General features: G+C 64.2%; 16 protein-coding genes. 7 read left to right on the plus strand and 9 right to left on the minus strand.

Annotated elements, in window-relative coordinates:
- Positions 1 to 116: 116 nt before the first annotated feature.
- From IWX88_RS07430 to IWX88_RS07445, 4 genes are all read right to left on the minus strand, one after another.
- Positions 117 to 1,760: a cytochrome bc complex cytochrome b subunit gene (locus tag IWX88_RS07430; protein ID WP_196828755.1), complete on the minus strand. Its 1,644-nt coding sequence runs from the start codon at positions 1,758 to 1,760 to the stop codon at positions 117 to 119.
- Positions 1,757 to 2,824: a ubiquinol-cytochrome c reductase iron-sulfur subunit gene (locus tag IWX88_RS07435; protein ID WP_196828757.1), complete on the minus strand. Its 1,068-nt coding sequence runs from the start codon at positions 2,822 to 2,824 to the stop codon at positions 1,757 to 1,759. Before IWX88_RS07435 ends, IWX88_RS07430 begins: the two co-directional genes overlap by 4 nt.
- 73 nt (positions 2,825 to 2,897) lie before the next feature.
- Positions 2,898 to 3,716 carry a cytochrome c gene (locus IWX88_RS07440; RefSeq protein WP_196828759.1) on the minus strand — a complete coding sequence of 273 codons (819 nt, stop codon included), beginning with the start codon at positions 3,714 to 3,716 and terminating at the stop codon, positions 2,898 to 2,900.
- Positions 3,717 to 3,752: 36 nt separating this feature from the next.
- Positions 3,753 to 4,382 carry a heme-copper oxidase subunit III gene (locus tag IWX88_RS07445; RefSeq protein ID WP_370568233.1) on the minus strand — a complete coding sequence of 210 codons (630 nt, stop codon included), beginning with the start codon at positions 4,380 to 4,382 and terminating at the stop codon, positions 3,753 to 3,755.
- A gap of 100 nt (positions 4,383 to 4,482) precedes the next feature.
- On the opposite strand from IWX88_RS07445, the gene trpD reads away from it, so the two are divergent.
- A complete protein-coding gene (trpD, locus tag IWX88_RS07450) occupies positions 4,483 to 5,553 on the plus strand; it encodes an anthranilate phosphoribosyltransferase (RefSeq protein WP_196828763.1) in 1,071 nt (356 codons plus the stop codon).
- Between the two features lie 52 nt (positions 5,554 to 5,605).
- Complete coding sequence (locus IWX88_RS07455; RefSeq protein WP_196828765.1) at positions 5,606 to 5,995, plus strand: TraR/DksA C4-type zinc finger protein; 390 nt, start codon at positions 5,606 to 5,608, stop codon at positions 5,993 to 5,995.
- Between the two features lie 77 nt (positions 5,996 to 6,072).
- On the opposite strand, the gene hutI is transcribed toward IWX88_RS07455, so the two are convergent.
- From hutI to hutH, 4 genes are read right to left on the minus strand one after another with little or no spacing between them, the layout of a single operon-like run.
- Complete coding sequence (hutI, locus tag IWX88_RS07460; protein WP_196828767.1) at positions 6,073 to 7,248, minus strand: imidazolonepropionase; 1,176 nt, start codon at positions 7,246 to 7,248, stop codon at positions 6,073 to 6,075.
- A gap of 18 nt (positions 7,249 to 7,266) precedes the next feature.
- The gene (locus IWX88_RS07465; RefSeq protein WP_370568234.1) at positions 7,267 to 8,595 is read right to left on the minus strand and encodes a formimidoylglutamate deiminase; all 1,329 of its coding nucleotides are present in this window, start codon (positions 8,593 to 8,595) and stop codon (positions 7,267 to 7,269) included.
- A complete protein-coding gene (hutU, locus tag IWX88_RS07470) occupies positions 8,596 to 10,359 on the minus strand; it encodes a urocanate hydratase (protein WP_196828768.1) in 1,764 nt (587 codons plus the stop codon).
- A complete protein-coding gene (hutH, locus tag IWX88_RS07475; protein ID WP_231369030.1) occupies positions 10,356 to 11,879 on the minus strand; it encodes a histidine ammonia-lyase in 1,524 nt (507 codons plus the stop codon). The genes hutU and hutH overlap by 4 nt, the downstream gene beginning before the upstream one ends.
- 165 nt (positions 11,880 to 12,044) lie before the next feature.
- Here hutH and IWX88_RS07480 point away from each other — a divergent pair, with 165 nt between their 5' ends.
- Positions 12,045 to 12,818 carry an IclR family transcriptional regulator gene (locus tag IWX88_RS07480; RefSeq protein WP_196828770.1) on the plus strand — a complete coding sequence of 258 codons (774 nt, stop codon included), beginning with the start codon at positions 12,045 to 12,047 and terminating at the stop codon, positions 12,816 to 12,818.
- A gap of 120 nt (positions 12,819 to 12,938) precedes the next feature.
- Here the strand turns inward: IWX88_RS07480 and IWX88_RS07485 are convergent, their stop codons facing one another.
- A complete protein-coding gene (locus tag IWX88_RS07485) occupies positions 12,939 to 13,478 on the minus strand; it encodes a YchJ family protein (protein WP_370568235.1) in 540 nt (179 codons plus the stop codon).
- Between IWX88_RS07485 and IWX88_RS07490 the strand changes: the two genes are divergently transcribed.
- From IWX88_RS07490 to IWX88_RS07505, 4 genes are all read left to right on the plus strand, one after another.
- Positions 13,477 to 14,538 (plus strand): sigma-E factor regulatory protein RseB domain-containing protein, encoded by a 1,062-nt coding sequence (locus tag IWX88_RS07490; protein WP_196828773.1) that lies wholly within the window; start codon positions 13,477 to 13,479, stop codon positions 14,536 to 14,538. The genes IWX88_RS07485 and IWX88_RS07490 overlap by 2 nt on opposite strands.
- 23 nt (positions 14,539 to 14,561) lie before the next feature.
- Positions 14,562 to 15,509 (plus strand): ABC transporter ATP-binding protein, encoded by a 948-nt coding sequence (locus tag IWX88_RS07495; protein WP_196828774.1) that lies wholly within the window; start codon positions 14,562 to 14,564, stop codon positions 15,507 to 15,509.
- Complete coding sequence (locus IWX88_RS07500) at positions 15,496 to 16,353, plus strand: ABC transporter permease (protein WP_196828775.1); 858 nt, start codon at positions 15,496 to 15,498, stop codon at positions 16,351 to 16,353. Before IWX88_RS07495 ends, IWX88_RS07500 begins: the two co-directional genes overlap by 14 nt.
- A gap of 95 nt (positions 16,354 to 16,448) precedes the next feature.
- A complete protein-coding gene (locus IWX88_RS07505) occupies positions 16,449 to 17,339 on the plus strand; it encodes a zinc-ribbon domain-containing protein (protein WP_196828776.1) in 891 nt (296 codons plus the stop codon).
- Positions 17,340 to 17,344 lie beyond the last annotated feature (5 nt).

Below are 17,344 nucleotides of genomic sequence, written 5' to 3' on the forward strand. Positions count from 1 at the left end.
AGCCAGGCCATGATTCAGATCCTGGCTTGCATTGCGGGTGTTGTTTCGAGTCGTCGTTAACCGCCAGATGCCCCGACCGATTGTGCGGGTCGGGGCATCTGGCGTTTCACTGAGGGTTAGTGCTGGTTCGACCGTTCTACGTCGGTCTTCGTAGCGGGTGAGATCCGATCCTCGAAGAACCAGTGGGACAGCGCGGCACGTGTGCGCTGGGCCCCGGAGATCCGGCCATCGGCATCCGGGCGGATCGTCAACGGGGTGTACTCGTTGTAGCTCACCAGGCGCCACCGCTCGTAGTCGTCGAGCTGCTCATGCACCTCGACGTACTCGCCGCCGGGGAGCCTCACGATTCGGCCTGATTCGAAGCCGTGGAGTGCGATTTCCCGATCCTTCTTCTGGAGGCCGAGACAGATCCGCTTGGTGATGAAGAACGCGAGAACCGGCCCGAGGAAGAAGAGCACCTGAAGAGTGTGGATGACACCCTCGATAGTGACCTTGAAATGGGTCGACATGAGGTCGGAACTCGCCGCTGCCCAGAGCACAGCGTAGAACGTGACGCCGGCCGCTCCGATGGCTGTACGGGTGGGGGCGTTGCGTGGGCGCTCTGCGATGTGGTGTTCACGCTTGTCACCCGTGATCCACGCTTCGATGAAGGGGTAGGCAGCAACGAGACCCAGGAATGCGATCAAGATCACAGTGATCACAATGATGTTGAAGGAGTAGGTGTTGTTGAACCACACGACCTCCCACCCCGGCGGGATCAGTCGGAGCATTCCGTCGGCAAAGCCGATGTACCAGTCCGGCTGGGTCCCGGCGGAGACGGGGGAGGGGTCATATGGACCATAGGTCCAGATCGGGTTGATCGTGAAGAATGACGCGATCAACACGATTACGCCGAAGACCACGAAGAAGAAGCCGCCAGCTTTCGCCGCGAACAGCGGCATGATCGGAACTCCAACGACGTTGTCGTTAGTGCGTCCGGGGCCAGCAAACTGGGTGTGCTTGTTGATGATCATCAGGAGCAGATGTGCCCCGAGGGCAGCAACAAGAATTGCGGGTAACAACAGGATGTGGATCGAGTAGAACATCGCAATGACGGTGGTGCCGGGGAACTCTCCGCCGAAGAGAAGATAGGACGTCCAGGTACCGATCACCGGTATGCCCTTGATGATGCCGTTGATGATCTGCAGGCCATTGCCCGAGAGCAGGTCGTCAGGAAGGGAGTAACCGGTGAATCCTTCGGCCATTGCGAGCACGAAGAGGATGAAGCCGATGAACCAGTTGATCTCGCGAGGCTTGCGGAATGCGCCGGTGAAGAACACTCGGAGCATGTGCAAGCCGATTGCGGCAATGAACAGTAACGCAGCCCAGTGGTGGATCTGACGGAACAGCAGCCCGCCACGCACGTCGAATGAGAGGTGCATGGTGGAGGAGAAGGCCGCGGACATTTGCATGCCCTTGAGCGGAACATAGGAGCCGTCGTAGACGACTTCGACCATTGAAGGCTGGTAGAAGAAGGTCAGGAAGGTTCCGGAGAGCAGGATGACGACGAAGCTGTAGAGGGCGACCTCGCCGAGCATGAAGGACCAGTGGTCGGGGAAGACCTTCCGGCCGAGCTCCTTGACGAGACCTGAGATGCTCGTACGCTCGTCAATGTAGTTGGCAGCAGCGCCGGTGAATCGTGCGCCACGGCTGGGTGCTGCGGCCGCCGGCGTCTCAACAACGGTCGGGGCGGCAGCGGGTTTGGTTTCGGTGACGGTCATGCGCGCTCCCAGAAGCTTGGTCCGACAGGCTCGGTGAAATCGCTTTGCGCGATGAGATAGCCATCGGAATCGATCGCGATGGGCAACTGCGGTAGGGCGCGTGCAGCCGGACCGAAGATGACCTCGCATTCATTTGTAACGTCGAAGGTGGAGGAATGGCAGGGGCAGAGCAGATGATGGGTCTGCTGCTCGTACAGCGCAACCGGGCATCCGACATGGGTGCAAATCTTAGAATATGCGACGATGCCGTCGTAATTCCAGGATTCACGGCCCGCGGAGATCTTAAGATCCGAGGGCTTGAGGCGCATCACCAGGACTGCAGCCTTCGCTTTTTGTTCGAGTCGATCTTTTTGATCGTTGAGCCCCTCCGGGATAACGTGGAAAACAGATCCGATGGTGACGTCAGCCGCCCTGATCGGAGTTCCGGACGGGTCGCGGGTCAGTCGTACGCCCTTGGCCCACATGGTCTCTTTGAATAGCGGGATCGGGTCAGCGGCAGGTGCCAGATCACGGAACAGCACGATCGCCGGCAATGGGAATGCCACAAGCGCCCCGATGAGCGAGTTGCGGATGAGAGTGCGACGTCCAAATCCGGACTCTTGGTTTCCGAGCTTGAAGATCTCCACCGCTTTTTCGCGAGTCGCCTCGGTGCCGCGGGTGGGATGACGAGATTCCGTTATTTCATCGCCGCGCATGAGATTCTTTGCCCAGTAGATAGCACCGACTCCGATGGCGAGCAGCCCGAGAGAGATGCCCAGTCCGAGGAAGACCGTGTTCAGTCGAACCGAGTTGGTGTTACCCGGGATGATCGGGAATGCGACGTACGCGGCGACGGCGAACACGCTGCCGACGATCGACAGGAAGAAGAGAGTGTAGACCCGACGCTCGGCGACGCGATCTTTCTTCGGGTCGAGATCGGTGACTCGAAGCCGGTGGGGCGGGAGTCCGGGATTCTCGAAGGAGTCGGAGCGGAGAACTGCCGTACCCGCTTTGGCAACGGGGGGTTCACTTCGGACTACGGCCGACCCGGCAGCGGCGGAAGTGCCGTCGTCGTCCTGTGCCATTCTGTGTCCTTTCGGTGGTGCGATGAAGAGGTGCAGTGAAGAGGTGTTGTGAAGTTGTGCGGGCTGGTGCTGGTCAGTTGGCTTTTGCAGCGATCCAGATGGTTACCGCGACGATTGCGCCGAGTCCGAAGATCCAGATGAAGAGACCTTCAGAGACAGGCCCTACGGCCCCGAGGTCGAATCCGCCGGGGGACGGATTCTTGTCAAGATACTTGAGGTAAGTGATGATGTCGGCCTTCTGGGTCGGCGTGAGGTTCGTGTCGTTGAACACGGGCATACTCTGCGGACCAGTGACCATGGCTTCGTAGATGTGCACGGGGAGCACCCCGGCGAGAGCCGGTGCCCACTTGCCCTGGGTGAGAGCTCCTCCCGCGCCAGCGACGTTGTGACACATCGCGCAGTTGACTCGGAACAATTCAGCCCCGGTCGACGCATTTCCATTGGCCCCCAGATATTCTGCCGACGGGATCGCTGGTCCCGGCGAGAGGGACGCCACGTACAGGGCCAGCGATGAGACCTGCTCTTCGGTGAACTGCACTGCCTTCTTCTCTGCCTGTGGGCCCTGGTTGGCCAGCGGCATGCGTCCGGTGCCGACCTGGAAACTGACGGATGCCGCACCCACGCCATACAGGCTCGGTCCAACGTTGTCGACGCCCTGCAAGTTCAATCCGTGACAGGTTGCACAGTTCGAGGAGAAGAGCTTCTTGCCCTCATCCACCGACGCCTGTGTATTCACTGACGAGGTCTCTGCAGACGCCGTGCTGCTGAATAGCGCATACGCACCACCGGTGGACAGCAGTCCGATCGTGACCAGTGCGATTGTGGCGAGCGGATGCCGCCGGCCACGACGGCTCGTCTTGCCGATTCTCGTGCTCTTGCTGTTCCTCGTCATGCTGAGGGTATCCCTGATTCCTTTGGTGACTGTCATTTATTTCAGGACGTAGATGACCAGGAACAACCCGATCCACACCACGTCGACGAAGTGCCAGTAGTAGGAGACGACTATCGTCGACGTCGCCTCTTTGTGGCTGAAGTTCTTCACGCTGTAGGCCCGACCGATGATCAGCAGCATTGCGATCAGGCCGCCCACCACGTGCAGTGCGTGGAATCCGGTGGTGATGTAGAAGGCAGATCCGTAGGAGTTGGAGGCGAGAGAGATGTTCTCGCTTACGAGGGTCGCGTACTCGAAGACCTGCCCGGTGACGAAAATCGCGCCGAGGATGTAGCTGGCGAAGAACCACTCCACCATCCCCCAGTTGACCGGGCTGGCACTCGTTCGCCTCTTCTGCAACCGCTCAGCGGCGAACACGCCGAACTGCGCGGTGAATGACGAGGCCACGAGGATGATCGTGTTGGTGAGTGCGTACGGCACTGCGAGCTTGGGGGTCTCGGCCGCCCAGAGTTCCGGTGACGTGGAACGCAGGGTGAAGTAGATGGCAAAAAGCCCGGCGAAGAACATGACCTCACTGCCAAGCCAGACGATCGTGCCAACAGCGACCACACTCGGTCGATTGACGACGGGGGTGTTGAGTCCGATTGAGTATGTAGTACTGGTCACTCTCCTATTATGGTCGATCAGCCTGGGCCCAGTTCTCCGAACCCGCCCTAGTCGGGTGAATCTTTCAGGCTTGTCACGGCTCGTCGCTATGATCGCAGTCATGCTCTCCGTACTGTCCTGGCCCAGTGTTCTCAACGCTCTGCTGGACGGCGAGGACCTCGCGATCAGTGAAGCTTCTTGGGCCATGCGGCAGGTGATGACCGGTGATACGACTCCCGCCCAGCTTGCGGGCTTCCTCGTTGCCCTGCGCGCGAAAGGGGAGACCGTTGACGAAGTTGTTGGATTCCGGGACGCGATACTCGAGAACGCTCTGCCGCTGGCCGTCGACCCGATGGCGCTTGATATCGTCGGCACCGGTGGAGATCAATTCGGAACTGTGAATGTTTCCACCATGGCGTCGGTGGTGGCCGCTGCCTCCGGAGTGCCAGTCGTCAAGCACGGCAACCGGGCTGCCAGTTCGGCATCCGGATCATCGGATGTCCTTGCCGCGCTCGGTATCAACCTCGACCTTCCTCCGGAGGGTGTCGCTCGCGTGTTTGGCGAGACGGGCATCACCTTCGCCTACGCGGCACTGTTCCACCCCGGATTCCGCCACGCGGGACCAACCCGCCGCGAGTTGGGCATCCCGACCGCTTTCAATTTTCTCGGCCCCCTCGTGAATCCGGCGCGCTGCGAAGCCAACGCTGTCGGGGTTGCAAGTCTCGACAAAGTACCGCTCGTGGTTGGTGTGTTCCGCACCCGAGGCGCTACGGCGCTGGTGTTTCGGGGGGACGACGGACTTGATGAACTCACGACAACTGGCCACAGCCATATCTGGGAAGTGTCACGCGGGTCGGTAACCGAACACGACCTCGATCCGCTCGAGCTGGGGATTGACCGCGCCAGCATCGCTGATCTGCTCGGCGGTGACGGGGCACACAATGCCGGCATCGCCCGCGCAACCCTGGCCGGCCAGGCTGGACCGGTACGTGACATCGTGCTGCTGAACGCTGCAGCCGGTCTTGTGGCGTTCGACCTTGCACAGGATCCCGCACAGTTGCAGGTCGGTATCCTCGAGCGGTTTCGGGCGAAGATCGCCGTCGCAGCCGACGCGATCGACTCGGGTGCGGCGATAAAGAAGCTCGACCTGTGGATTGCCGCGACCAACGCGGGGAATCCGGCAGGGGACTGAATCCGCGTGGATGAAGGACTCCAAGACACTCACATCACGAGGAGATCTCTGAATGGACGACTCTCGGCCCGCGGATAACCGGTCACGGATCGAATCCGTTCTGGATGCCGAGCGAGCAGACCTGGAGCACAGCGCCGAGCGGACCCGCGCCGAGCGTGATGATGTGCGCGATGGGCGGGCCGACGCGTCGGCTGACGATGAGCACGATCCCGAGGGCTCGACTCTTTCATCGGAGTGGTCTCGAATCGAAGGTATCCGGCGCGGCCTTAGCGCGCGGCTGAAGGAGAACATGCAAGCCATGGCCAGGCTGACGGCCGGAACCTACGGTCTCTGCACTCGGTGCGCAGGCAAGATCGGCGCTGCGCGTCTCACCGCCCGGCCGAGTGCAGGACTGTGCATCGACTGCGCGCGCGAGCTGGAGCGTGAGAAGTCTGGTGCGTGAGAACCCTGAAGCGTGAGAAGTCTGGTGCGTGAGAACCCTGAAGCGTGAGAACCCTGAAGCGTGAGAACCCTGAAACGTCAGAACCCTGAAACGATCGGGGGAGTGCGGATGCCACCGCGCCAGACTGCCGCCGTGAGCGGTACGCCTGGTCGATAGGCGAGGTGCACGACGGAGGGTGCATCGAGCACCTGGAGGTCGGCGCGGCCGCCAACACGGAGTGAGCCGACCGCATCCGACCCCGTATCGCGGCCGAGCGCGCGCGCACCTCCACGGGTCGCCGCCCACACGGCCTCGTCGATAGTGAGCCCCATCTGGAGCACTGCCACGGCAATGCAGAACGGCACCGATGTGGTGTACGAACTTCCCGGATTGCAGTTGCTGGCCAAGGCGATTTCGGCGCCGGCATCCAGTAGCAGTCGGGCGGGGGCGAGGGGCTGGCGGGTGGAGAGATCGCACGCCGGCAGGAGGGTGGCGACGGTCGATGACGAGGCGAGCGAGTCGATGTCATTGGCACTCAGGTGGTTGCAGTGGTCAACGCTCGCGCATCCCAGTTCGACCGCGAGTTCGACTCCGCCGCTGAAGCCGAGTTGGTTGCCGTGAAGTCGCAGTCCGAGACCAGCCACCAGGCCAGCGAGCAGCACTTCGCGGGACTCCTCCACATCGAAGGCTCCCACCTCGCAGAAGGCATCGATCCATTGAACGTACGGCACAACCGCCGTGAGCATCGGGCCGGTCACCAGGTCGAGGTAGTCGCGGCGATCGATGCCGGCCGGCACGACATGTGCCCCGAGAAAGCTGACCGTATCGGCGACGGATGCTGCGACTCGTGCCGAGCGGCACTCGCTCTCGACATCGAGTCCGTAGCCGGTCTTGGTCTCAAGAAAAGTGGTGCCCTGGAGTTCTGCTTCGCGGCGCAGCGCCGTCGCAGTCTCGAGCAGCATCGCCTCGGATGCGCCGCGCGTCGCGGTGACAGTGGTTGCGATTCCGCCGGCCTCATAGCGTCGTCCGGCCATCCGGGCGTCGAACTCCGCGTCACGGGATCCCGCGAAGACCAGGTGGCTGTGCGAGTCGACCCAGCCAGGCAGCACCGCCCGGCCCGCGACGGAGGTGCGGATGTCGGCGGCCGGGGCATCCGCGGCCGACCCGATCCAGGCCACTCGAGAGCCGTCGATCACGAGGGCGGCGTCGTGGAGTCGCTGTCGATCACCGCACTGGGTGGTGAGTTCACCGATGTCGGTGATGAGTTCAGACATCAGAAAATAAGCGAGGCATCAGGCGTCCGCCAGTGCGGCCATGGCCTCGGCCAGAAGGTCTTCGGGATGACGGGTGCCAGCGTTGGCGAGTCGCCCACTGTCGGCGACGACCGCGCCCCCGACGATCACCCGCCGCACATCGGTGGCGGTGGCGGTGAGGATCAGCTGGCTCACTGTCGATCCGATCGTGCGAACGGATGCCGGATCCAGTTCCACGAGGTCGCAGGGATCACCGGGAGCCAGCACACTGTGACTGATGCCGAGGCTTGCATACCCGGAAACGCTACCGGCTTCGAGGAGGGCGGCAGGCATGAATCGACCGCGGCGACCGGAGGCGAGGCGTTCGCCGGCTTCGAGGCCGCGTATTTCGAGCAGGGGATCGATGACGGCATTCTGATCTGAGCCGACAGCAATCGGCGTTCCTCCCGATGCGAGTTCGAAAGCGGGGCCAATGCCGTCGCCAAGATCGGCCTCGGTCGTCGGGCACATGACGACGGTGCAGCCGGAGGCGCTGACGAGACCACGGTCGGCTGGCGTGAGGTTGGTGGCGTGCACGATGCTGAGGCGTGCGTCCAGCATCCCGATTCCGGCAAGCACTCCGACCGGTGTCTTGCCATATGCGGCCAGGCAGTCGGCATTTTCCTGTGGCTGTTCCGAGACGTGGATATGCAGCGGGATCCCCGCGCCGAGCGCGCGCCAAATCTCTGCCATCGCCGTCGGCGTTACGGCGCGCACCGAGTGGATGGCCGCGCCGAGCGTGACCCGGTCACTCTCGATCACCTCGCGGAGGGCGTGCCAGCGCTCGAGCCAGCCTGCGGCAGATCCATCGCCGAAGCGCCGCTGCACTGCACTGAGAGGCTGCCCGATCGCTCCGTCCAGGTAGCAGGTGTCCAGCAGCACCAGGCGGATACCCACCTCGCGGGCCGCATCGGCGATGGCCAGTTCCATCCCGTGCGCCGGTGCGTAGGGCGAGCCGTCGCTGTGATGGTGCAGGTAGTGGAACTCACCCACTGCGGTGTACCCGCAGACTAGCATCTCGGCGAAGACCGCTCTGGCGACCAGGAACATGAGAGCCGGATCGAGCAACTCGGCGACCCGGTACATCGAGTCGCGCCACTGCCAGAAGTCACCGCCGTCGGCATGGGTGGTGCCCCGCAGGAGCCGGTGGAACGCGTGCGAGTGTGCGTTGGCGAAGCCGGGCAGTACGGTTCCGAGTCGGAGATCGCCGGTGACCGGCTCGACACCCTCGTGGATGCGCGCGATGCGGCCAGCCGCATCCGTTTCGATGCGCACTCTCTCGGCGACGGATCCGGGTCGCACAAGCACGGCGCAGTGGAGAAAGGCCACTCAGTTTTCCCAGAGTGGCACGCGGAGTCCGCGTTCGCGAGCGACCTCTGCCGCCCTCTCGTAGCCGGCGTCGACATGCCGCATCACCCCGGTGCCCGGGTCGTTGACCAGCACCCGCTCAATCTTCTGGCGCGCGAGTTCGGTGCCGTCGGCCACGATCACCTGGCCGGCATGGATGCTCCGGCCGATGCCGACTCCGCCGCCGTGGTGGATCGAAACCCAGGTGGCCCCCGATGCGGTGTTGAGCAGTGCGTTCAGCAGAGGCCAGTCGGCGATGGCGTCCGAGCCATCCGCCATGCCCTCCGTCTCACGGTACGGGGACGCGACCGAGCCGGAGTCGAGGTGGTCGCGGCCGATCACGATGGGCGCGCTGAGCTCCCCGGACGCGACCATCTCGTTGAACTTGAGGCCGGCGAGGTGGCGCTCCTGGTAGCCGAGCCAGCAGATGCGAGCGGGAAGCCCCTCGAAATGAACCTTCTTGCCAGCCTCGGTAATCCAGCGGTGCAGTTTCTTATCGTTTGGGAACAGCTCGAGGATGGCCCGATCTGTCGCCGCAATGTCCGCCGGATCTCCGGACAGCGCCACCCAGCGGAATGGGCCCTTGCCTTCAGCGAAGAGGGGGCGGATGTAGGCCGGCACAAACCCGGGAAAGTCGAAGGCGCGGTCGTAGCCGCCGAGTTTCGCCTCGGCGCGAAGGGAATTTCCGTAGTCGAAGACCTCCGCCCCGGCATCCTGGAACCCGACCATGGCACGAACCTGCTTCGCCATGCTCGCGCGGGACAGCTCGGTCGACCCCTGTGGATCGTCGAGGCAGCGCTGCTTCCAGTCGTCGAGGGTGATGGCCTCGGGAATATAGGCGAGCGGGTCGTGGGCCGAGGTCTGGTCGGTGACGATGTCGATGGGAGCGTGCCGCTCGAGCAACTCGGTGAAAACGGTCGCGGCGTTGCCCACGAGGCCGACCGACATGGGGATGCGCAGTTCCTTGGCCGCAATCACCCGGCGCAGCGCATCGTCGAGGTTGTGAGCGATTTCATCGAGATATCCCTTCGCCATCCGGCGTTCGAGCCGGGAACGATCGATATCGACAATGAGAACGACTCCGTGATTCATGGTGACGGCGAGAGGCTGGGCACCCCCCATCCCACCCGCACCGCCGGTGAGAGTGATCGTGCCGGCGAGCGTGCCGCCACTGTGCCGGTATTTTCCGTCTGCTCGGCTGGCGAGCTTGTCAGCCACGGCAGCGAAGGTCTCGTAGGTGCCCTGCAGGATGCCCTGGGTGCCAATGTAGATCCACGAGCCCGCGGTCATCTGCCCATACATCGTGAGGCCGAGTTGTTCGAGTCGGCGAAACTCCGGCCAGGTCGCCCAGTCACCGACGAGGTTGGAGTTTGCAATGAGCACCCGCGGCGCCCACTCGTGGGTGCGGAAGACACCCACCGGCTTACCCGACTGCACGAGCAGGGTTTCGTCGCTCTCGAGGGTTTCGAGCGTGCGGACGATCGCGTCATAACATTCCCAGTTGCGTGCCGCCTTGCCGGTTCCGCCATAGACCACGAGCTCGTCGGGGTGCTCGGCGACCTCCGGATCGAGGTTGTTCATCAGCATCCGCAGAGGGCCCTCGGTCTGCCAGCTTTTTGCCGTGAGGGTCGAGCCGCGGGAGGCGCGAACCGGCCGTGGGCCTGCCGGGCTCGGGTTTCGCGGGCTCGGGTTTTGCGCGGTGAGGTTCTGCGGGCCTGGGCTTTGGTGGGTGAGGTTCTTGGTCATCTGAGTTCTCCGATCACGGTACGGACGGCAGCGAGGATCCGACCAGAGGCAACGGCCTCGACGACGGATTCGATTTCGGGGGAGAGGTAGCGGTCGGGGCCCGGCCCCGCGACATCCCGGCGCACCTCGGCAAGGGCGGCGCCGGTTGCGCGGCCCGGGAGCAGAGGAGCGCGCAGGTCGAGTGCGCGGGAAGCGGTGAGGATCTCGATCGCCAGCACCCGAGTGAGTCCGTCGATCGCTCTCCGGAGCTTGCGAGCCGAGGCCCAGCCCATCGACACGTGGTCCTCCTGCATGGCCGACGAGGGAATCGAGTCGACGGATGCCGGCGCGGCGAGGCGCTTCAGCTCCGACACGATCCCGGCGGAGGTGTACTGGGCGATCATCAGCCCGGAGTCGACCCCGACTTCGAAGGCGAGAAACGCGGGCAGGCCCTGGCTGCGGGAGGGATCGAGCATCCGGTCGGTGCGGCGCTCCGACATGCTTGCGACATCCGCGATCACGATCGCCAGAAAGTCGAGCACATAGGCCACCGGTGCGCCGTGGAAATTACCGTTCGACGCGACCCGGCCATCGAGGGTGACGACGGGGTTGTCCACCGCTGAGGCGAGCTCGCGCCCGGCGATCATCGTGGCATGGTCGACGGTGTCGCGGGCGGCACCGTGCACCTGGGGCGCGCAGCGCAGCGAGTACGCGTCTTGCACGCGAGTGCACTCCGGACTCTTATGGCTGTGCACGATCGGGGATCCGGCGAGCAGGTGGCGTAGGTTCGCCGCCGAGACCTGTTGGCCGCTCTGGGGGCGAAGGGCTGCGAGATCCTCAGCGAAAACCGCGTCGGTGCCGAGCAGCGCTTCGACGGACATCGCCGCGGACAGGTCGGCGGTGCTGAGGAGTCGGTCGAGGTCGTCAAGGGCGAGCACGAGCTGGCCGAGCATCCCATCGGTCCCGTTAATGAGGGCAAGGCCCTCTTTCTCGGCGAGCAGAATGGGAGTGAGACCGGCCGCGGCCAGTGCGTCAGCGGCGGGCATGAGGATGCCGTCGCGGTCGCGCACCGTGCCTTCGCCGAGGAGAGCAAGGGCGCAATGGGCGAGCGGTGCGAGGTCGCCCGAACAGCCGAGCGACCCGTATTCGCGAACGATCGGCGTGATGCTAGCGTTGAGAAGGCCGGCATAGGCTTCGGCCGTCTCGAGGCGGATGCCGGTGCGGCCGGTGAGCAGAGTCGAGAGCCGGAGTGCCATCAGCGCACGCACAGTTTCACGTTCGACCTCGGGTCCGGAGCCCGCGGCATGAGAGCGCACGAGGCTGCGCTGCAACTGGCGACGACGATCCTCCGCGATGAAGGTGGTCGCGAGCGCGCCGAAACCGGTCGAGATGCCGTAGTGGGGTTCGACGTCGCTGGCAAGGCGCTCGATCGTTTCCCGACTCGCGGTCACTGCGGCTCGAGCCGCGTCGTCGATTTCGATCGGAACATCGTCACGCGCGATCGCGACCACCTGCTCTGCGGTGAGTGCGCCGATACCCATCAACACACTGCGTGCTGCGACTCGGCTGGTTTTGGTGGTGGTGCTGATCGTGGAATGCTCCATGGCACCATCAGACTCCCTCACCACGGTGATGCGCCACATCGTTAGGCTGACCTCTGTCTCAGATACGAGACAGTTGTCGATGCGGAAAACAGGGAAAGAGAAATGGATGATCGGACCACTCGCCCCGCTCCAGCTGCGCACCACACCCTGCGCATCCTTGCGCTGCTGTCTGCCCAGCGTGGTCCGATCGCCGCCTCGACTATCGCCCACGCCCTGCAGCTTCCGCGATCCACCGTCTACCGCCTGCTCGGCGTACTCGAGGAACATGGCTTCGTTCTGCACTTTCCGGAGGAACGGCGCTATGGAATCGGAATCGCGGCCTTCGAACTGAGCTCGGGATTCATGCGCCAGGAGCCGCTCACTCGACTGGGGCGCCCCATCCTCTCCGCCCTCGTCGACCGGCTTGGTGAGAGCGCCCACCTCGCGGTTTTGCACGGACGGGACGTCGTCTACCTCATCGAGGAGCGTGCCCCGCGGCGGCCACATCTCGTGACGGATGTCGGGGTGCGGCTGCCGAGCCATGTCACCGCGAGCGGGCGGGCACTGCTTGCGACCCTGCCGAAATCCCAACTGAGGGCGTTGTTTCCCTCCAGCGAGAGTTTTGAACACCGGCTGGATTCGGGTCCGTCCAGATACGCGGAGCTCTCCCGCCTGCTCGATGGCGTACGCGAACGCGGTTTTGCGGCGGAAGACGGGGATGTCACAGAGGGAATCGCCTCCGTCGCGGTCGCAGTGCGGGACCACACCGGCTGGCCGGCTGCGGGCATCGCCGTCTCATTCCCGCGCGATGCGATCCCGGTCGAACGCTGGCCGGACCTCGCTGCCGAGATCAGCAGGGCCGCTGCCGAACTCTCGCGCCGGATCCGCGGTCGCTGAGCCGCCGCGGCACGACCGCTGCTTGTCAGTTGTGCGACCGCGCGCCCGTTTGTCAGCCATGCGCCCGAACGTTCGGGCGCATGGCTGACAAACGGGCGCGCGGTCACGCCGATCGACGGCTCAGGCCTCGCCGAGATAGGCCCAACGTTGCTCGACGCGGGTAAATCGACTGTTCTCCGATTGCACCCCGGCCGCGCCATCCGCCGCCCGCCAGTAGGCGCGAAAGTCGACTGTGCCCGTTGTGTCCAACGGCCCTCCCGCGGTGCGCCCGACGATGTCGAGGCGGTACCAGCGCAGGTGGTTGAGTTCGAGAGAGGCCGGGCGCGAATCCGGATGCCAGCTGGCCAGAAGGTAAGCACTGTCGCCGAGGGCAAACGCCGCGTATCGCGACCGCATGAGTCGTTCGGCGGTCGGTGGACAGGCAGCTCCGCGATGAAATGGCCCGCAGCATTCGTCATAGCTGTCGCCGCGCAGGCATGGACAACGCTTCACAGGCGGCATCGACTCAGTGTGCCAGAACTCAGTGTGCCACAACGCAGTGTGCCAGAAGCACGCGTGCCAGAAGCACGCGTGCCAGTAGCCCCGTGTGCCAGTAGCCCCGTGTGCCAGTAACTCGCAACCCAGCCAACCGTAGGCATCAGAGAGTAGTTTCGTCACCATGAAACGCACCTGGTTGAAGTGGATGCCCGCCCTCGCGGTGCCCGTCTTGATCGCATCGGTCGCGGTCGCTGTGCCCGTCGCGGCGAATGCCGCAGTGAACCTGCCGACCAAAACGCCGTCCCAAGTGCTCGCGCTCGCGGCCGGGGAGAAGGTCACTGCGCTGTCGGGCACACTCTCGCAGACCTCGAACTTCGGACTGCCGGAGATCCCGACCACCGGCGCGGATGCCTCGGCGGGTTCCGCAATCGAACTGCTCACCGGTTCGCACACCGCCCGGATTTTCGTGGACGGATCAACCAAGCAGCGCGTGCAGGTGCTCGACACCATGGCGGAGCGGGACATGGTGCGAAATGGCTCCGAGGTGTGGCTCTACGACTCGAAGAAGAAGACAGCAGCGCATTCGACGCTCGCTGCGGGTGCCACCTCGCCGCCGCTGACCGAGGGCAGCATTCCTACCCCTGACGAATTTGCCTCGAAGTTCCTTTCCTCGGTCGACTCCACCACCGTTGTCTCGCTTGGCGACGATCTGCGCGTCGCGGGACGGACGGCATACAACTTGGTGCTCACGCCGAAGGCCGGCGAGACGCTGATCGGATCCGTCTCCATCGCGGTCGACTCCGAAACCGGGCTCCCGCTGTCGGTCGAGGTCTTCGCCCGTTCGCAGGAGGCCCCCGCATTCCGCGTCGGATTCTCTACGCTCGACCTCGGCACTCCCGATGCCAGCCTCTTCACCTTCACCCCGCCAGCCGGGGTCACAGTGATGACAAAAACCCCGAAGGCCCAGGCGCCTCAGACTGAAACACCTCGGAACGACACCGCGAAGCCGACAGTCTCAGGAACCGGATGGGACGCGATCGTCGCCCTCCCGGCCGGCAAGAATACGGCACGCGCGACATCCTCGCCCCTCTTCGCACAGCTCACCACCTCGGTGACGGGCGGACGCCTGCTTCGCACGAGCCTAATTAACGTCTTGCTGACGGATGACGGACGCGTGTTCGCCGGTTCGGTGCCGCTGGCCAAACTTCAGACTGCTGCTGCCGCTGCCGCTGCAACGAAGTGACCCCCGTCGCGACCGGGTTCGCGATGGGTACCGAATTTGCGATCCACACCGAGGGTCTGACCAAGCGATTTGGATCACAACTCGCCGTTGACGGCGTAGACCTTCGTGTACCGGTCGGCTCGGTGTTCGGGTTTCTCGGTCCGAACGGGTCGGGCAAGACCACCACCATCCGCCTCCTTCTGGGTCTTGCCTCGGCCACGAGCGGGCAAATCGAGGTGCTTGGGAAGCGCATTCCGGAGGATCTGCGGATGGTACTTCCCGAGGTCGGCGCGCTCGTGGAGGGGCCAGGGTTCTACCCCTACCTGTCGGGTGCAGCCAACCTCCATCGTCTCGACACCGCCGACGGCCACGCAACATCCGCGACCCGGCGTGTTCGCGTGCAGACGGCACTCGAGCGGGTCGGGCTGTCGCATGCGGCGGGGAAGAAGGTGAAGGCGTACTCCCTGGGAATGAAGCAGCGGCTCGGCATCGCCAACGCCCTCCTGACCCCCCGTCGACTACTTGTGCTTGACGAGCCGACGAATGGCCTCGACCCGCAGGGGACTCGTGAGGTGCGCAGCCTCATCCGGTCCCTGGCGGCAGAGGGCACTACCGTTTTCGTTTCCAGTCACCTGCTCGCTGAGATCGAGCAGGTCTGCACCGACGCGGCCGTGATGAGCGTCGGACGTCTCGTTGCGCAGGGCACGATCGCAGAGCTGCGCGGAGTCGGCGGTGCGCGCGTGAGGCTGGAGAGCCCGGACCGGGATCTGGCAATCGCAGTTTTCTCCCGCTTCGGGATGACCGTTGCCGAGCCGGGAGCGGATGCTACGGAGCTGATCGCCGCGTTCGGCGAGAAGGAACCCGATCCGGAAGTAATGGTCGCCGCCCTCGTGGACGCGCGAGTGCGAGTGCGTTCGTTCACTGTCGATCGACCGAGCCTCGAGCAGCGTTTCGTCGACCTCACGGGGGAGGGTTTCGATGTCGCCGGCTGATCGACCCGCTCTGAGCAATCGGTCGGTGCTCGGGCTGCCCCTTCTGGCATCCGAAATCTCGGTGCTGTTCCGCCGTCGCCGCACCTGGGCGATGCTTGCCTCTCTCGCTCTGATTCCGGTGCTGATCGCCCTTGCCGTGCGGCTCACCTCCTCCCGCCCCTCGACAGGACGCGGCCCCGCGTTTCTCGATCAGGTGAGCCAAAATGGCCTCTTCGTGAGTTTCGTCGGGCTGCTGGTCTCGGTGCCTCTGTTCTTACCGCTGACCGTCGGAGTCGTTGCCGGAGACACGATTGCGGGGGAGGCGAGTGCAGGCACCCTGCGGTATCTGCTAATCGCACCGGCCGGCCGGGTGCGGCTTCTCGTCGTGAAGTACGTAGCGACCGCGGTTTTCTGCGTTGCAGGCACGCTCGCGGTGGCGGTCTCCGGCGCGATGATCGGCGCCGCACTGTTCCCGATTGGCCCGGTCACCCTCCTCTCGGGTGACAGCATCGCGGTGGGGGACTCGATCGTGCGGTCGCTGCTGATCGCCGCCTACATCAGCGTCTCGCTACTCGGACTCTCTGCGATCGGCCTGTTCATCTCCACGATGACGGACGTGCCGGTCGGAGCGATGGCCACCACGATTGTGCTGTCCGTCGTCTCCCAGGTGCTCGACTCGCTGCCGCAGCTCGACTGGTTGCACCCGTGGTTGTTCAGCCATTACTGGCTCGGGTTCGCCGACCTATCACGTCAGCCCATCCTGTGGGATTCATTCGGCAGCAATCTGATTCTGCAGGCCGGATATATCCTCGTTTTCGGGGCTCTCGCGTTTGGACGCTTCACCACAAAAGACATCCTCTCCTAGGCTCCGTTCTTCCTGTGCTCCATTCTTCCTGGGCTCCATCCTCTGGGGCGGATGCTCGATTGGCCGGTGTCGGTCGGGTGGGGCATCCTGTTGCCATGGCAGAACCGGTCGAACTGTGGTGGGCCAGACGCCAATGGTCGAAGGCGCTCGAGATCCCATATCCGGTCGGTTGTTATCGCAGCGACTGGGAGCGTCATCCGGTGCTGGTGCGCCAATATCGCCCCGACCTGAACTCGGGGATCACCCTGACCCAGGTGCCGCCAGCCGCCGAGGTCTATCTCGTCTGGCAGTGCGACTTCGGGCATCAATTCGTGGCAACCCCTGAGGAGCAACGTCAGCGACCCGGGCAGTCGAGGCGGCGGTCGACCTGGTGTCCCGAGTGCGCGGCGGGAGCGAGGCGCCCGCGTGCACCTGTACCGTCTCGCACTGTGTCGCCGGTGCGTTCACGAACCCGTCGCGTACCGGTTCGACAAATTTCGCCCCTTCATCCTGTGGGGGAGGCCGTCGCGGGGAAGTCTGCTGTGGGGGAGTCTCGTGTGGGGGAGGCCTTTTTCAGCGCTCTCGCTCCAACGCCGGCGTCGGCAGCCGAGGGCGACCTGCGGCATCGGCTCGCCCAGATATTCGACGTCGATTTCTCACTGAATGCGGTGCGGGTTGGCCGTGCGTTCTTCGCGCACCACGAGGTGTGGCCCGACATCGTGATCGCAGAGTTGCGGGTCGCGATCGAATACGACACGACGGGCCGGGACGGTCTCGAACATGTCGGTCGACGCGAGGACACTGACCGGCGAAAAGATCGCCTCCTGCGCGCAGCCGGCTGGGAAGTCATTCGCATCCGGTGCGGAAAGCTGCAGCCCATCGGCCCGTGGGACATCTCTGCGCCGGGGGTCTCAAAGAAAACGGTGGGGCGGGTCATCGATCGGCTCTGCGAGATTCGCGGTGACCTAATCGTCGAGTGTTACCGCCGCAGATTATCCCTGACTTGACATGC

The organism is Frigoribacterium sp. CG_9.8, from assembly GCF_015751965.1.
Taxonomy (GTDB): domain Bacteria; phylum Actinomycetota; class Actinomycetes; order Actinomycetales; family Microbacteriaceae; genus Lacisediminihabitans.

Coding starts and splice junctions, on each gene's coding strand:
- IWX88_RS07430 (WP_196828755.1), bottom strand. CDS start 1,760: ATGACCGTCACCGAAACCAAACCCGCTGCCGCCCCGACCGTTGTTGAG.
- IWX88_RS07435 (WP_196828757.1), bottom strand. CDS start 2,824: ATGGCACAGGACGACGACGGCACTTCCGCCGCTGCCGGGTCGGCCGTA.
- IWX88_RS07440 (WP_196828759.1), bottom strand. CDS start 3,716: ATGACGAGGAACAGCAAGAGCACGAGAATCGGCAAGACGAGCCGTCGT.
- trpD (WP_196828763.1), top strand. CDS start 4,483: ATGCTCTCCGTACTGTCCTGGCCCAGTGTTCTCAACGCTCTGCTGGAC.
- IWX88_RS07455 (WP_196828765.1), top strand. CDS start 5,606: ATGGACGACTCTCGGCCCGCGGATAACCGGTCACGGATCGAATCCGTT.
- hutI (WP_196828767.1), bottom strand. CDS start 7,248: ATGTCTGAACTCATCACCGACATCGGTGAACTCACCACCCAGTGCGGT.
- hutU (WP_196828768.1), bottom strand. CDS start 10,359: ATGACCAAGAACCTCACCCACCAAAGCCCAGGCCCGCAGAACCTCACC.
- hutH (WP_231369030.1), bottom strand. CDS start 11,879: ATGGGTATCGGCGCACTCACCGCAGAGCAGGTGGTCGCGATCGCGCGT.
- IWX88_RS07480 (WP_196828770.1), top strand. CDS start 12,045: ATGGATGATCGGACCACTCGCCCCGCTCCAGCTGCGCACCACACCCTG.
- IWX88_RS07490 (WP_196828773.1), top strand. CDS start 13,477: ATGAAACGCACCTGGTTGAAGTGGATGCCCGCCCTCGCGGTGCCCGTC.
- IWX88_RS07485 (WP_370568235.1), bottom strand. CDS start 13,478: ATGGTGACGAAACTACTCTCTGATGCCTACGGTTGGCTGGGTTGCGAG.
- IWX88_RS07495 (WP_196828774.1), top strand. CDS start 14,562: ATGGGTACCGAATTTGCGATCCACACCGAGGGTCTGACCAAGCGATTT.
- IWX88_RS07500 (WP_196828775.1), top strand. CDS start 15,496: ATGTCGCCGGCTGATCGACCCGCTCTGAGCAATCGGTCGGTGCTCGGG.
- IWX88_RS07505 (WP_196828776.1), top strand. CDS start 16,449: ATGGCAGAACCGGTCGAACTGTGGTGGGCCAGACGCCAATGGTCGAAG.